Origin of the sequence: Variovorax sp. NFACC27 (genome assembly GCF_048301545.1) — a bacterium.
Classification (GTDB): Bacteria; Pseudomonadota; Gammaproteobacteria; order Burkholderiales; family Burkholderiaceae_C; genus Variovorax; species Variovorax gossypii.
On the sequence record NZ_CP157613.1, the window covers coordinates 2,737,774 to 2,752,750 of the forward strand.

Annotated in this window: 10 protein-coding genes; 5 read left to right on the forward strand and 5 right to left on the reverse strand. The window is 68.4% G+C overall.

All coding sequences use genetic code 11. The annotated features are described in order from the left end of the window. Positions 1 to 28: 28 nt before the first annotated feature. The 4 genes from ABL840_RS12825 to ABL840_RS12840 are packed head-to-tail and all read right to left on the reverse strand — an operon-like array spanning position 29 to position 2,894. Positions 29 to 1,042, reverse strand: a complete 1,014-nt coding sequence (locus ABL840_RS12825; protein WP_418116259.1) for a sensor histidine kinase — start codon at positions 1,040 to 1,042, stop codon at positions 29 to 31. A 44-nt stretch (positions 1,043 to 1,086) separates the two neighbouring features. After that, positions 1,087 to 1,386, reverse strand: coding sequence for a 2TM domain-containing protein (locus ABL840_RS12830; RefSeq protein WP_093300804.1), 300 nt, complete (start codon positions 1,384 to 1,386; stop codon positions 1,087 to 1,089). Then, positions 1,383 to 2,339, reverse strand: a complete 957-nt coding sequence (locus tag ABL840_RS12835) for a sterol desaturase family protein (protein ID WP_093300802.1) — start codon at positions 2,337 to 2,339, stop codon at positions 1,383 to 1,385. The genes ABL840_RS12830 and ABL840_RS12835 overlap by 4 nt, the downstream gene beginning before the upstream one ends. 33 nt (positions 2,340 to 2,372) lie before the next feature. Next, the gene (locus ABL840_RS12840) at positions 2,373 to 2,894 is read right to left on the reverse strand and encodes a DUF6622 family protein (protein ID WP_093300801.1); all 522 of its coding nucleotides are present in this window, start codon (positions 2,892 to 2,894) and stop codon (positions 2,373 to 2,375) included. Between the two features lie 258 nt (positions 2,895 to 3,152). Here ABL840_RS12840 and ABL840_RS12845 point away from each other — a divergent pair, with 258 nt between their 5' ends. The 4 genes from ABL840_RS12845 (at position 3,153) to ABL840_RS12860 (ending at position 13,508) form a co-directional block, all read left to right on the forward strand. Beyond that, the gene (locus ABL840_RS12845) at positions 3,153 to 4,850 is read left to right on the forward strand and encodes an efflux RND transporter periplasmic adaptor subunit (protein ID WP_093300799.1); all 1,698 of its coding nucleotides are present in this window, start codon (positions 3,153 to 3,155) and stop codon (positions 4,848 to 4,850) included. A gap of 37 nt (positions 4,851 to 4,887) precedes the next feature. Next, on the forward strand, positions 4,888 to 8,007 hold the full coding sequence (locus ABL840_RS12850) for an efflux RND transporter permease subunit (RefSeq protein ID WP_093204480.1): 3,120 nt from the start codon (positions 4,888 to 4,890) through the stop codon (positions 8,005 to 8,007). Positions 8,008 to 8,701: 694 nt separating this feature from the next. Next, positions 8,702 to 11,995, forward strand: coding sequence for an efflux RND transporter permease subunit (locus tag ABL840_RS12855; protein WP_093300797.1), 3,294 nt, complete (start codon positions 8,702 to 8,704; stop codon positions 11,993 to 11,995). A 13-nt stretch (positions 11,996 to 12,008) separates the two neighbouring features. Further along, positions 12,009 to 13,508 carry an efflux transporter outer membrane subunit gene (locus ABL840_RS12860; RefSeq protein ID WP_093300795.1) on the forward strand — a complete coding sequence of 500 codons (1,500 nt, stop codon included), beginning with the start codon at positions 12,009 to 12,011 and terminating at the stop codon, positions 13,506 to 13,508. 87 nt (positions 13,509 to 13,595) lie between these two features. On the opposite strand, the gene ABL840_RS12865 is transcribed toward ABL840_RS12860, so the two are convergent. Next, positions 13,596 to 13,961 carry an SPW repeat protein gene (locus ABL840_RS12865; protein WP_093204929.1) on the reverse strand — a complete coding sequence of 122 codons (366 nt, stop codon included), beginning with the start codon at positions 13,959 to 13,961 and terminating at the stop codon, positions 13,596 to 13,598. Between the two features lie 149 nt (positions 13,962 to 14,110). On the opposite strand from ABL840_RS12865, the gene ABL840_RS12870 reads away from it, so the two are divergent. Next, on the forward strand, positions 14,111 to 14,899 hold the full coding sequence (locus ABL840_RS12870; protein WP_093300793.1) for an alpha/beta hydrolase: 789 nt from the start codon (positions 14,111 to 14,113) through the stop codon (positions 14,897 to 14,899). The last annotated feature ends 78 nt before the right edge of the window (positions 14,900 to 14,977 follow it).

Below are 14,977 nucleotides of genomic sequence, written 5' to 3' on the forward strand. Positions count from 1 at the left end.
TCGTTGTTGTTCCGTGGGGTGTTCGCATTCAGGCGGATGCCGGAAAGCTCAGCGTGGTGCTGGTACCGCCGGAAGGCGAGGGCCCGATGCTCATGCGGCCCTGTGCGCCGTAGACGGTGGCGAGCCGCTCGCGCACCTGCTCCAGCCCGAAGCCGCTGCCTTCCGAGGGCGGCGCCGCGCCGAGGCCCACACCGGTGTCGTTCACCTCGATCACCAGCTGGCCGGCTTCCGTGCGCGCACGCACGACGATCTCTCCGCCTTCCACCTTCGGCTCCAGGCCGTGGCGGATGCTGTTCTCCACCAGCGGCTGCAGCAGCAGCGGCGGCACTGGCGCGTCGCGCAGCTCCTGCGGCAGGTCGAGCGTGTAGCGCAGGCGCGCACCCATGCGCACCGACATCAGCTCCAGGTAGTCGCCCAGCCGCTCGAATTCGGCCGACAGCGGATGCGAGAGCGCGCGCGAGCCGCTCAGCGTCATGCGCAGGTAGCTGTTGAGCCGGTCGAGCATGGCCACGGCGCGCGGCGGGTCGACGGTGATCAGCACCCGCAGGTTGGCCAGCGTGTTGAAGAGCATGTGCGGCTCCAGCTGCGTCTCGAGCAGCTTCAGCCGCGCCTCGGTGGCGTTGCGCTGGGCCAGCTCGATCTGGCTCTGCATGTGCTTGCTCTTGCCGAGGCTGTAGAAGAAGAAGCACATGCCGACGGTCGCGATGATGGTGATCGTGACGCCGGTGGCCAGCTTGTGGCCCCTGATGTCGAGGAAGTCGAACCGGGGAGCGCCGAACACGGCGTCGCCGATGAGGTTGCCGACGAGGAAGCCGACGGCCACGCCCAGCGCGATCAGCATGAAGCCCCAGGGCCAGTTCGGCCAGTGGGTTTCACTGGCCCCGCTGAGCAGGAGCCGCCCCGTGTCGATGAACAGCCAACTGACCATCCCGATCGCCAGCGAATAGACCAGATGACCGGCCCAGTTCTCGCCGCCGGTGATGGTCATTGCGATGGCGATGAGGCAGCAGAAGACGGCGGTGATCAGGCCATGCCGCAGCATGTCCCGGATGTTTTCCGCGCGGAAACGGCCTGGCGGCGTAGAGCTCATCCCCGGTCCCGGCCCCCCAGCGCGCGGCGTTCGCGCTCCACCAGCCGGTCGTAGAAGCCACCGCCGGGAGCGATGAACCAGACCACGGCGCCATGGATCAGCAGGCCCAGGCCCCAGCCCATGAGCGGGTACATGGCCCAGCTGCGGCCGTTGGCGGCCGAGATAGTGACGAGGCCGACGTTGACCAGCACGTAGACGAAGGCGTGGATGCACCAGCCCATCTTGGCGCCGGCGCGGCGGCGGGCGAGGCGCTCGATGTCGGAGCGGGAGGAATCGGAGGATGCGTAGGAAGTCATGACAGTTCCTTGTATTGGACAGGAAGGAAATCGGAGGCGACGGCCGGCTGCCCGGCCGGCACCGCCTGCAGGGCCGCGCGCTGGCGCAGCTCCTCGGTGGTGTCGCCGGGGCCGTCGGGCTTCCACCCCGGCGGCTTCACGAGGTAGCCGACGAAGGCGCGTACCGAGCGGGCCGAGGCGAGGTCGCGAAAGAGCGCGCGCCACTGGCCGAACTCGATCTCCAGGATGTTGTGCGTGGTGACCGGGTTGACCAGCCCGTAGCGGCAGGGCAGGTCGGCGCGCTCGGGAATGTAGGTGCCGAACAGGCGGTCGAACACGATCAGCACGCCGCCGTAGTTGCCGTCCAGGTATTCCAGGTTCGAGGCGTGGTGCACGCGGTGGGCCGAGGGGGTGTTCAGCACCCATTCGAGCGGGCCAAGGCGCGGGATCCAGGTCGCGTGGATCCAGAACTGGTACAGCAGGTTCAGCGTGAGCATCAGCAGGATCACTCGGGGCGGCATGCCCAGCAGCGGCGCCAGCATGAAGAAGGCCAGGGTGCCGGTGAGGCGGCCGGTCCAGCCGAAGCGGTAGGCGGCCGACAGGTTCAGCTGGTTCGGCGAGTGGTGGATGGCGTGGGTGCACCAGAACCAGCGCACCCGGTGCGCCGCGCGGTGATACCAGTAGTAGCAGAACTCCTGGCCGATGAAGCAGGCGGCCCAGCCGGTCCAGTGGTCCATCGGCAGGGTGAAGAGGCGGTGGGCGTAGAACCAGTCCATCGCCCCGGTCCAGAAGGCCAGCGGCAGCAGCCAGCGCAGGGGGTATTCGCGCACCAGGAAGTCGAACACCGAGACGCCGGCGGCCTTCCAGTCGTAGCTGCGCCAGCCGTTGCGCCACGACAGCACCAGCGCCTCGGCGATGGAGGCGACGAGCACCACCGTGACGGAGATCTTGAGGATCAGCAAGAGCGCGTTCATGGCGGCGGTCCGGGAAGTCGTGGCTCGGGAATATTAGGCGGCGCAGGCGGCGGCCGACATAGCGTCAGTGCGGATGGCCAGCTTCCACAGCCGTACGGCGCGGGCCACGAAGACACCGGTGAAAGCGCCGTAGAGCACGGGCACCGCGAGGGCGAGGACGGGCTGGTGGCGCATTTCGGGGTGCATGGCCAGCGTGGCGCCGACCACGTACTTGGTCAGGAAGATGCCCATCATGAGCATGAGCGGCACCGGGCTGCCGGCCACCTGGAACTGGCGCGCGGCCGCGTCGTAGCGGGTGGCGGCTGGCAGCGGGCGCTGCAGCACCAGTGCCGCCATCACGGCCGCGGCGGCAGCCCAGCCGAGCAGGGCGCCGAAGGAGTCGCCGAAGACCGAAACCACGCCGTAGACCGACAGGCCGCCCATGGCGACGGGCATCAGCGTCACGCGGGTCAGGCTCACCTCGTTGGTGAGCAGTTGCCGGGCGCCGAGCCACAGCAGCAGGAAGAACACGGCGAAGACCCACTTGGGCGTGTGAAGGATGATCTGCATCAGCATGGCGGCACTCCGTGGAAGGTGAAGGAATCCTGAAAGGGGACTGGAATCGATGGAGCAGACTGTGCCGGCGCCCGCCCGCAGCCGCCATCGGCATGCGACGGAATGCATGCACGCGGCGCGAATTGCAGCCCGGCGGCGCGAATTGCGCAGGCCTGGTGAACAGCTTTACCGCCCCTTTACGGGGCAGCAAAGAGCGGGGCTACCATTCCGCGCTGTACTACGCTGGTTCGCTTTCCGCACCTTTCGCACGCACCGTCCATGGAACAAGAAAAACCGACCGAGCCGCTGCCTTCCACCGTGTCTCCGACACATCCGACAGTGCGCAGGCGCCGCTGGGTGGGCGGCCTGCTGACCCTGCTGCTGCTCGTGGTGCTCGGCGGCAGCGCCTGGTACCTGATCCAGCGCTCGAAGACGCCCGCGGCCGGTCCCGGGGGCTTCCCCGGCGGAGGCCGGCAGGGCGGTCCCGGAGGTCCGGGCGGCCCTGGCGGTCCCGGGGGCCCCGGACGCGGCGGCGGCGGAGCGGCTTCCAGCACCGTCGGCATCGCCACGGCCCGACAGGCCGACATTCCGGTGCAGCTGGAGGCGCTGGGCACCGTCACGCCGCTGGCCAACGTGGTCGTCCAGCCGCAGGTGTCGGGCGTGCTCACCTCCGTGCTCTTCCAGGAAGGGCAGATGGTCAAGAAGGGCGACGTGCTGGCCACCATCGACCCGCAGCCTTTCCAGAATGCGCTGGACCAGGCCTCCGGCGCCCGGCAGCGCGACGAGGCGCAGCTCGCGGCGGCGCGCGTCACGCTGCAGCGCTACCAGACCCTGCTGGGGCAGGACTCCATCGCCCGGCAGGACGTGGACACCCAGGCCGCGCTGGTCAAGCAGCTCGAGGGCACGGTGGCCATCGACCGCGCCAACGAGAACACCGCGAAGCTCAACCTCGCCTGGAGCCGCATCACCGCGCCGGCCAGCGGCCGCATCGGCCTGCGGCCGGTGGACGCGGGCAACTACATCTCCACGGGCACCACCAACGGCGTGGCGACCATCACGCAGATCGCGCCCATCGACGTCGAATTCGCCATTCCGCAGGACCGCGTGCCCGAGGTGCAGGAGCGCCTGGGCCAGGGCGCGAAGCTCGACGCCACCGCCTTCGACCGCACGCGCACGCGGCGGCTGGCGAACGGCACCTTCTCCACGCTCGACAACATGGTCGACACCGCCACCGGCACCGTGAAGGCCAAGGCCCGTTTCGCCAATGCCGACAACGCGCTGTTCCCGAACCAGTTCGTCAACCTGCGGCTGCTGCTGCGCACCGTGAACAGCGCGGTGGTCGTGCCCGTCACGGCGCTGCGCCACGGGCCCAACGGCGACTACGTATACGTGCTGAACGACGACAGCACGGTGTCCCAGCGTCCGGTGACGCGCGGCGAATCGAGCGTGGACAACGTGGCGATCATGTCCGGCCTGAAGGCCGGCGAGCAGGTCGTGACCGAAGGCGGCGACCGGCTGAAGGACGGCGCGCGGGTGCAGACCCAGGTCGACCGGCCGGCCGGCGCGGCGTCGGCACCCGCCGGCGGTGCGCGCGGCGGGCGCCGACACGGCGGCGCCGGCGGTGCCAACGGTACGGCGGGGTCGAAGGGCGAGGCACCGGGCCAGGCCCCGGCGGCTCCCGCGGCACCTGGCGCTACGCCGGCTGCCCCGGCTGCTCCGTCGGCGGCAACGGCTCCTGCCGCCCCGGCGGCGCCGGCGGCTCAGGCCCCGGCCGAACCAGCCCCGGCCCCCGCAAAGCTCCCGACCGCCGAGCAGCGCCAGCGCATGCTCGATTCGGCCAAGGACAACCCCGAACAGCTCGAACGCCGCAAGCGCTTCCTGGAAGCGCTGGACCGCGGCGACCCGGCGGCGCTGGAGCGCTGGCAGCGCATGTCCGAAGGCCGCGGCGAAGGCGGGCAGGGCAGGCGCGGCCCATGACGAGCGGCGCTGAACGCAATCGCGCGGAGGCTTCCCGGTGAGTCCGTCACGTCCGTTCATCCTCCGGCCGGTGGCGACCTCGCTGCTGATGGTCGCCATCGTGCTGGCCGGCCTGGTGGCGTTCCGCTTCCTGCCGCTGTCGGCATTGCCGCAGGTCGACTACCCGACCATCCAGGTCCAGACGCTCTACCCCGGGGGCAGCCCCGAGGTCATGAGCAACACCGTCACCGCGCCGCTGGAACGCCAGTTCGGCCAGATGTCGGGGCTCGACCGCATGAGCTCGACCAGCGCCGCGGGCGTGTCGATCATCACGCTGCAGTTCTCGCTGGGCCTCACGCTCGACGTGGCCGAGCAGGAAGTGCAGGCCGCCATCAACGCCGGCGGCTCGCTGCTGCCGGCCGACCTGCCGGCGCCGCCGGTGTACGCCAAGGTCAATCCGGCAGACGCGCCGGTGCTCACGCTTTCCATCACCTCCGACACGCTGCCGCTCACCGACGTGCAGAACCTGGTCAACACCCGGCTCGCGCAGAAGATCAGCCAGGTCTCGGGCGTGGGGCTGGTGTCGCTCAGCGGCGGGCAGCGCCCGGCGATGCGCATCCAGGCCAACACCCAGGCGCTGGCGGCCAACGGCATCGGGCTGGACACGCTGCGCACGGCCATCTCGGCGGCCAACTCCAACGGCGCCAAGGGCAGCTTCGACGGACCGAAGCGGGCCTACACGATCAACTCGAACGACCAGCTGATGACGGTCGACGACTACAAGAACCTGATCGTCTCGTACAAGAACGGCGCGCCGATCCGCATGGTCGACGTGGCGCAGGTGGTCAACAGCGCGGAGAACAACCAGCTCGCCGCCTGGGCCGGCAACAAGGCCGACGGCACCAACAAGCTGTCGCCCGCGATCATCATGAACGTGCAGCGCCAGCCGGGCGCCAACGTGATCGCCACCGTCGACGCCATCAAGAAGCAGCTGCCCGAGCTGCAGGCCGGCCTGCCCGCCGGGCTGAAGATCGAGGTGCTGAGCGACCGCACGGCCGGCATCCGCGCCTCGGTGGAGCACGTCGAGATGGAACTGGTGCTGGCCGTGGTGCTCGTGGTGCTGGTGATCTTCGCCTTCCTGGGCAGCCTGCGCGCCACCGTCATCGCCAGTGTCGCGGTGCCCATCTCGCTGATCGGCACCTTCGGGCTGATGTACCTGCTGGGCTACAGCCTCAACAACCTGAGCCTGATGGCGCTGACCATCGCCACCGGCTTCGTGGTGGACGACGCGATCGTGATGATCGAGAACATCGCGCGCTACATCGAGGAGGGCGAGAAGCCCCTGCAGGCAGCGTTCAAGGGCGCGACGCAGATCGGCTTCACCATCATCTCGCTGACCGTGTCGCTCATTGCGGTGCTGATTCCGCTGCTCTTCATGGGCGACGTGGTGGGCCGCCTGTTCCGCGAGTTCGCGGTGACGCTGGCCATCACCATCCTGATCTCCGCCGTGGTGTCGCTCACGCTGGTGCCGATGATGTCGGCGCGCTGGCTCAAGCACGAGCAGAAGAAGCAGGTCTCCGACAAGGGCTTCGGCGCCCGCGCCCAGCGCTTCTTCAGCGGCGTGATGGTGCGCTACGACCGCTCGCTGCACTGGGTGATCGATCACCAGGCGCTCACGCTGCTGGTCGCGCTGCTGACGCTGGTGTTGACGGTGGTGCTCTACCTCTCGATTCCGAAGGGCCTGTTTCCCACGCAGGACACCGGCCAGCTCCAGGCTCGCGTGCAGGCCGCGCAGGACGTGTCCTTCGACCGCATGTCGCAGCTGCAGCTGCAGGCGGCGCAGGCCATCCTGGAAGACCCGGCGGTCGAGAACCTCAGTTCCTTCGTCGGCGTGGACGCCGCCAACAACACCATGCTGCACACCGGCAGCATGCTCATCAACCTGACGAAAAGCCGCGACAGCCAGCAGGAGGTGATGGACCGCCTGCGCGAGCGCGTGCGGCAGGTGGCGGGCGTCACTCTCTACCTGCAACCTACGCAGGACCTGACCATCGACGCCGAGACCGGCCCCACCGAGTACCGCATGTCGCTCGAGGGCGTCGACAGCGCGGCCGTCACCGAGTGGATGAAGAAGCTCGTGGCGAAGCTGCAGGAGTCGGGCAAGGTGCGCAACGTGAGCAGCGACGCCGGCGCGCAGGGCCTCGCGGCCTTCGTGAACGTGAACCGCGACACCGCGGCGCGGCTGTCGATCACCGCGAGCACCGTGGACGATGCGCTCTACAGCGCCTTCGGCCAGCGCATCGTCTCGACCATCTTCACCGAGACGAACCAGTACCGGGTGATCCTGGAGGCGCAGCCCGGCATGGTGAACACGCCCCAGACGCTGGGCCAGCTCAGCCTGATCGCCGGATCGGGCACGGCCACGCCGCTGTCGGCCATCGCCCAGATCTCGGAGCAGCAGGCGCCGCTGCAGATCACGCACGTGGCGCAGTACCCGGCGAGCACGCTGAACTTCGACACCGCGCCGGGCGTCTCGCTCGGCGCATCGGTCGATGCGATTCGCGCCGCCGCGAAGGAGATCGGCTTGCCGAGCAGCCTGACGATGACTTTCCTCGGGGCCTCCGGCGCTTACGAGAAGTCGCTATCCAACCAGTTGTGGCTGATTCTTGCGGCCGTGGTCTGCGTGTACATCGTGCTGGGGGTGCTGTACGAGAGCTACGTGCATCCGCTGACGATCCTGTCCACGCTGCCGTCGGCGGGGGTGGGGGCGCTGCTGGCGCTGATGATCACCGGCAACGACCTGGGGGTGATCGGGATCATCGGGATCATCCTGCTGATCGGCATCGTGAAGAAGAACGCGATCATGATGATCGACTTCGCCATCGATGCCGAGAGGACTCAGGGGAAGTCTCCTCGGGAGGCCATTCACCAAGCCGCCTTGCTGCGGTTCCGGCCTATCTTGATGACTACGCTGGCGGCTTTGTTTGCTGCCGTGCCGCTGATGTTGAGCTTTGGGGATGGGGCTGAGTTGCGTCGTCCGCTTGGGCTTGCGATCTTCGGCGGGTTGATCGTCAGTCAGCTGCTTACTCTGTTCACTACGCCTGTTATTTATCTGGCGTTTGATCGGCTGGGTGGGGGGAGTTCGCGGCGGGTTGTTATTGAGGAGGAGGCGGTTTGAGTTGTATTGCCTCCTGTCGGTTGTTTGTTTTCCGGAGCCGGGTCTCGGCCCGGCGGCCGACTCACTTTCTTTTGCTTCGCCAAAAGAAAGTAGGCAAAAGAAAGGCGACCCCACTGTCTGCGACCCCTTCGCTTCGCTACGGGGCAACCTGCGGTGCTCGCGTTTCGCGGGGTCCGCAGAACTCGCTTCGCTCAAACAGCTGCGGCCCTTATCCGCGAAACGCTGCGCTCCTCGGCGCAGCCAGAGGGGAGGGGGAACACCCGGGCCATCGCTTTGCTCGGCTTTTGAACAGCCTGGACTGGCCTTCGCTTCGCTCGGCCGCGCATTCAACCCCAGCGAACCAAACAAGACCAACGACCCATTCCAAGCACAGCAGGCGCGAAGCGCTTGCTGTGCCTTGATGGCCGAGCAACGCGACGGCCCGCAGGTTTTCAATCCCCTCTGGCTGCGCCGAGGAGCGCAGCGTTTCGCGGATAAGGGCCGCAGCTGTTTGAGCGAAGCGAGTTCTGCGGACCCCGCGAAACGCGAGCACCGCAGGGCCCCTGTAGCGAAGCGAAGGGACACAGACAGTAGGGTCGCCTTTCTTTTGCCTACTTTTCTTTGGCGAAGCAAAGAAAAGTAGGTCGCCCGCCGGGGCGAGACCCGGCTTCCGCCCTCCGCAAGGAGAGCAAACGAAGCAAGTGGAGCAGCAGCAATGAACCTGTCGCTCCCCTTCGTCCGCCGCCCCATAGGCACAGTCCTGCTAACCATCGGAGTAGCACTGGCCGGCATAGCCGCCTTCTTCGTCCTGCCAGTCTCCCCCCTACCGCAGGTCGACTACCCAGTCATCTCGGTAAGAGCCTCCATCCCCGGAGCCAGCCCCGAAACGATGGCCACCAGCGTAGCCACCCCGCTGGAGCGTCACCTGGGCACCATCGCAGGCGTCAACGAAATGACGTCCACCAGCTCGGTAGGCTCCGCCCGGGTCACCCTGCAGTTCGACCTCAGCCGCAACATCGACGGCGCGGCAAGAGAAGTGCAGGCCGCCATCAACGCGAGCCGCGTCGACCTGCCCGCCACGCTCAGGAGCAACCCGACCTACCGCAAGGCCAACCCGGCGGCTTCGCCGGTCATCATCCTGGCCCTCACGTCGAAGACGAAGACGCCGGGCCAGATCTACGACGCCGTCTCGAACATCGTCAGCCAGCGCCTGTCGCAAGTCGACGGCGTGGGCGACGTGGAGATCGGCGGGGGCTCGCTGCCGGCCGTGCGCATCGAGCTGCTGCCGTTCGCGCTCAGCCGCTACGGCATCAGCACCGACGACGTGCGCGCCGCCATCCAGGCTTCGAACGCCAACCGGCCGAAGGGGTTGGTGCAGGGCGACGGGCGCAAGCTGCAGATCTATACGCAGACGCCGGCCCTGCGCGCGAGCGACTACGCGCCGATGGTGATCGCCTGGCGCAACGGCGCGGCGGTGCGGCTGCAGGACGTGGCGGAGGTGCTCGACGGCGTGGAGGACACGCGCACGCTGGGCCTGTTCAACGGCGAGCCGGCGATCATCGTGCTGATCACGCGGCAGCCCTCGGCCAACATCATCGAGACCGTGGACAGCGTGCGCGCGCTGCTGCCCGAGCTGCAGGCGCAGCTGCCGCCTGACGTGACGCTGCAGGTGGCGTCTGACAGCACCAACTCCATCCGCGGCTCGCTGCGGGAGGTGGAGCTCACGCTGGTCATTTCCGTCATCCTGGTGGTGCTGGTGGTCAGCCTGTTCCTGCGCAGCGTGCGCGCGACCATCGTGCCCGCGGTGGCGACGGTGGCCGCGCTGCTGGGCACCTTCGGGGTGATGTACCTGCTGGGCTTCAGCCTCAACAACCTGAGCCTGATGGCGCTCACGGTGGCCACCGGCTTCGTGGTGGACGACGCCATCGTGGTGCTGGAGAACACGAGCCGGCACATCGAGTCGGGCATGACGCGCATGAAGGCGGCGCTGCTGGGCGCGAAGGAAGTGGGCTTCACCGTGCTGTCGATCAGCGTGTCGCTGGTGGCGGTGTTCATTCCGCTGCTGTTCATGGGCGGGCAGGTGGGGCGGCTGTTCCGCGAGTTCGCGGTGACGCTGTCGGCGGCGGTGCTGATCTCGCTGGTCATCTCGCTGACCACCACGCCCATGATGTGCGCCTGGATGCTCAAGCCCGGCGGCGAGCGAGACAAGAACAAGCCGCAGGGGCCTGTATCCCGAGTATTGGGCCGCATCGCCGCGCGCAGCTACGACTGGGTGCTCAAGCGCTACGAGCACAGCCTCGACTGGGCGCTCGACAGCAAGGCGCTGGTGATGATCATCCTGGTGGCGGTGGTCGGGCTCAACGTGTATCTGTTCAGCGCCGTGCCCAAGGGCTTCTTCCCGCAGCAGGACAGCGGTCAGCTCAACGGCGGGCTGCGCGCCGACCAGAGCATCTCGTCGCAGGCGCTGGCCGAGAAGCTGCGGCAGGTGGTCGACATCATCCGCAAGGACGAGGCGGTCGACACCGTGGTGGGCTTCACCGGCGCGGGCCGGGCGGGAGGCGGCTTCATGTTCGTCAACCTGAAGCCGGCCAGCCAGCGCAAGGACAGCGGCCTGGCCGTGATCGCGCGGCTGCGACCCCAGCTCAACCAGGTGACCGGCCTGCGGGTGTTCCTGGGCACGGTGCAGGACGTGCGCTCGGGCGGGCGCTCGAGCAACTCCACCTACCAGTACACGCTCAAGAGCGACAGCCTCGCCGACCTGCGCACCTGGGCGGTGAAGCTGGCCGACGAGCTGAAGATGCAGCCGGTGCTGACCGACATCGACACCGACCAGGACCAGAACGGCGTGGAGACGGTGGCCAAGGTCGACCCCGACAGCGCACGCCGGCTCGGCCTGACTTCCACGGCCATCGACAACGCGCTGTACAACGCCTTCGGCCAGCGGCAGGTGGCGACCATCTACACCGAGCTGAACCAGTACCACGTGGTGATGGAATGGGCGCCGCGCTACACGCGCGGGCCGAACGCGCTGAGCGACGTGTACGTGCCGGCCACCAAGACATCGGTGGTGGCGGGGCAGACCGTGACCACGCAGGTGGCGGCGAGCACGACGACGGGTTCCTCCTCGTCATCGTCTTCTTCGTCGTCGTCCAGCACGGCCAGCAGCAGCTCCGTGCCGGTGTCGGCCAACCCGGCGCTGCGCAATGCCTCGTCGGGCAACGTGCTGAGCAACACGGCCACCGCGCTCGTGCCGCTGTCGGCGGTCGCGAAGTTCGAGGAGCAGTCGGTCGCCACTTCGGTGAGCCACGAAGACGGCGAGCTGGCCACCACCATCTCGTTCAACCTCGCCGAAGGCGCCAACCTGGGCGACGCGCGCGAGGCCATCGCCAAGGCCGAGGCCAACATCGCCATGCCCACCAACGTGCGCGGCTCCTTCGCAGGCACCGCGCTGAGCGCGCAGCAGTCGCAGGGCCAGCAGGCGATGCTGATCCTGGCGGCGCTGATCGTGATCTACATCGTGCTGGGCATCCTGTACGAGAGCCTGGTGCACCCGATCACCGTGCTGTCGACGCTGCCCTCGGCCGGCGTGGGCGCGGTGCTGGCGCTGCTGATGTTCCGCATGGAGTTTTCCATCATCGCGCTGATCGGAGTGTTCCTGCTGATCGGCATCGTGAAGAAGAACGCCATCCTGATCATCGACTTCGCGCTCGAAGCCGAGCGCTCGCGCGGGCTCACGCCGCTCGAAGCCGTGCGCGAGGCCTGCCTGCTGCGCTTCCGCCCGATCCTGATGACCACGCTGGCGGCCGCGCTGGGCGCGCTGCCGCTGGCCATCGGCTTCGGCGAGGGCGCCGAGCTGCGCCGGCCGCTGGGCGTGGCCATCATCGGCGGGCTGATCGCTAGCCAGCTGCTGACGCTGCTGACGACGCCGGTGGTCTACCTGCTGCTCGACAAGCTGCGCCGTCGCGGCAAGCATGAGCACGAGCTGAGCAAAGTCGCGCCGCAAGCCTGAGAACAACATCGCCATGAACGCATCGTTTTCCCTTTCCTCCCTTCGCGCGAGCCGCTTTCCGCTCTCGGCGCTTGCCTTGGCTGCCGTGCTCGCGGGCTGCGCGGTCGGCCCGCGCTATGAGCAGCCGACCACCGCGGCGTCCGTCAACTGGAAGGAGCAGAAGGCGGCCGAAGGCTGGCTGCCCGCCGCGCCGGCCGATGCGCTCGACCGCGGCGAGTGGTGGAAGCTGTTCGGCGACGCCAAGCTCGACGAGCTGGCCGGCCGCGTGCAGGTGTCGAACCAGAACATCGCCGCGGCAGTGGCCAACTACTCGCAGGCCCAGGCGCTGGTGCGCGGCGAGCGGGCGGCGCTGTTCCCGTCGGTGTCGCTCGACGGCAGCGGCAAGCGCTCGGGCACCGTGGGCGGCAGCAGCACGTCGAGCCCGACCAACGCCTTCTCGGCCACCCTGGGCGCCAGCTGGACGCCGGACGTGTGGGGCCGCCTGCGCGAAGCCGTGAGCAGCGCGCAGGCGAACGCCCAGGCGAGCGAGGCCGACCTGGCCGCCGCGCGCCTGTCGGCCATCGGCGACCTGGCCACCAACTACTTCTCGCTGCGCGAGGCCGATGCCGAGATCGTGCTGCTCGACGAAACCATCCAGGGCTACCAGCGGGCCTTCGAGATCACGAGCAACCGCTATGCGGCGGGCATTGCCGCGCAGACCGACGTGCTGCAGGCGCAGACGCAGCTCGTCAACGCCAAGGCCGAGCGCGTGGGCCTGCAGCGCACCCGCGCCACCTACGAGCATGCGATTGCCGCGCTGCTGGGCGTGGCGCCGGCCGACTTCAGCCTGCCGGCCGCGCAATGGACTCCCACGGTGCCCGGCGTGCCGCTGGGCGTGCCTTCGACGCTGCTGCAGCGCCGGCCCGACATCGCCGCCGCCGAGCGCTCGGTGGCCGCGGCCAATGCGCAGATCGGCATTGCGCGCGCGGCCTACTTCCCGAACATCAGCCTCACGGCTTCGGTGGGCAGCAACGCCAGCCGCGTGAAGGACCTGTTCAGTTCCGCCAACTCGCTGTGGTCGCTGGGCTTCTCGGTGGCGCAGGTGGTGTTCGACGCGGGCGCCATCGCCGCCAACGTCGACTCGGCCAAGGCGGCCTACGAGTCGAGCGTGGCGCGCTACCGCCAGACCGTGCTCACGGCCTTCCAGGCGGTGGAAGACCAGCTCACCGCGAGCGCGACGCTGGCCGAGCAGGAGGGCTTTCGCCGGGAGGCATCGGCCGCGGCCGACAAGACCGAGCAGCAGTTGCTGAACCGCTACCGCGCCGCGCAGGTGAGCTATACCGACGTGGTCACCGCGCAGGCGGCCGCGCTGAGTGCGCGGCGCACGCTGGTGCAGCTGCAGGTCAGCCGCCAGACCACGGCCATCGCGCTGATCCAGGCGATGGGCGGGGGCTGGCAGGCGGAGTGGATGGGCGGCGGCAACGCCGGCGCGGAGCCGGCAGCACCTCGACCCGCCGCTCCCCGCACGCAGTGAGCGGTTGATCGAAGTAGAGGCCCGGCATCGGCGCGAGCGCCTTGCCGGACCTGGCCGCGCTATCGGCAGCGCGTGCCGGGGGTCAGGTCAATGCGCCGGGCGGTCGATGGTGTGGCCCAGGTAGTCCTTGTCGGTCACGAGCACCCACAGCGCAAGCACCAGGATCACCGCGGCGACCAGCACCGCATTGACCATTGCCGTTTCATTGCTGCGGAAGCCGAGTACCCAGGGCGACACCGCGAGCCAGGCCGCGAGCCCGACCTCGGTCCATTCTTCCCACTGTCGTGGCACGAAGGTCGCACCCAGCGCCACCGCGCCGAGCACTATGCCGGTCGCCACCATCGTCCACATGGCGGGTGTCATGCCCGAAAAGCCCAGAACCCAGGGCGAGACGATCAGCCAGGCGCCGGCTACGGCGTTGACGGGGTCTTGCCAATGCTTCACTTGCTTCATGGTCATAGCCTCCTGTCGCGACAAGTCGCCGCGACAGCAGTTGGACTTCGGGTTCCGTGGAAGGGTTCCGTGGGGGAGGGCGGGGCTCCCGGCGACGGCGGCGCGGGCTTAGCATCCGGTCTCGACGCCACCCTCCCGGGAGATCTCCCATGCGCGGATGCAGGTACTGGATCGCGGGTTTCCTGATCGCACTGGTCGTGCAGGCCCATGCGCAGACCACGCAGAAGGTGGTCGACATTCCCACCAGGCCCGGCGTGACGCAGCGGATGCTCGTGCTGTCGCCGCCGGAAGCGAAGGCCGCGGTGGTGCTGCTCGCGGGCGGGCACGGCGGGCTGCAGATCTTTCCCAACGGCTCGTTCAACTGGGGCGCCGGGAATTTCCTCGTTCGCACGCGGCAGCTGTTCGCGGACCGGGGGCTGATGGTCGCGGTGGTCGATGCACCGTCCGATCGGCAGAGCCCGCCCTTCCTGAGCGGCTTTCGCCAGAGGCCGGAGCACGCGGCCGACATCAAGGCGGTCATTGCTTGGATGCGCGAGCAATCGAAGGTGCCCGTGTGGCTTGTGGGCACCAGCCGGGGCACGCAGTCCGCGGCCTACGTCGCCACGGAGCTGGCGGGCCCTGAAGGACCGGACGGCATCGTCCTGAGCTCGACCATCCTCACCGACAACAGGGGGCGGCCCGTTCCGGCGATGCCGCTGGAGAAGATCCGCGTTCCCGTTCTCGTCGTGCATCACGAGCAGGATGGCTGCGCGCTCTGTGCCTTCTCCAACGTGCCAGCCCTCATGGAGAAGCTCGGCAACTCGCCGAGGAAGGAACTGCTGAGCTTCAAGGGCGGGGAGAACCGGGGCGATCCGTGCGAGGCCATGGCGTATCACGGCTTCAACGGGCTCGAAGGCGAAGTCGTTGCGCAGATTGCCGCCTGGATTCTTGCCAGGTAGGCCGCTTGAAGCCGCTTGCACGCCACCGGAAGGCGTTCCTATAATTGAGTATGTACTCAATCAATAAAGGCCGACGCT

Excerpts from the sequence above, each read along its gene's own strand:
- ABL840_RS12825 (WP_418116259.1), bottom strand. The coding sequence starts at position 1,042 with ATGCTGCGGCATGGCCTGATCACCGCCGTCTTCTGCTGCCTCATCGCC.
- ABL840_RS12830 (WP_093300804.1), bottom strand. The coding sequence starts at position 1,386 with ATGACTTCCTACGCATCCTCCGATTCCTCCCGCTCCGACATCGAGCGC.
- ABL840_RS12835 (WP_093300802.1), bottom strand. The coding sequence starts at position 2,339 with ATGAACGCGCTCTTGCTGATCCTCAAGATCTCCGTCACGGTGGTGCTC.
- ABL840_RS12840 (WP_093300801.1), bottom strand. The coding sequence starts at position 2,894 with ATGCTGATGCAGATCATCCTTCACACGCCCAAGTGGGTCTTCGCCGTG.
- ABL840_RS12845 (WP_093300799.1), top strand. The coding sequence starts at position 3,153 with ATGGAACAAGAAAAACCGACCGAGCCGCTGCCTTCCACCGTGTCTCCG.
- ABL840_RS12855 (WP_093300797.1), top strand. The coding sequence starts at position 8,702 with ATGAACCTGTCGCTCCCCTTCGTCCGCCGCCCCATAGGCACAGTCCTG.
- ABL840_RS12860 (WP_093300795.1), top strand. The coding sequence starts at position 12,009 with ATGAACGCATCGTTTTCCCTTTCCTCCCTTCGCGCGAGCCGCTTTCCG.
- ABL840_RS12865 (WP_093204929.1), bottom strand. The coding sequence starts at position 13,961 with ATGAAGCAAGTGAAGCATTGGCAAGACCCCGTCAACGCCGTAGCCGGC.
- ABL840_RS12870 (WP_093300793.1), top strand. The coding sequence starts at position 14,111 with ATGCGCGGATGCAGGTACTGGATCGCGGGTTTCCTGATCGCACTGGTC.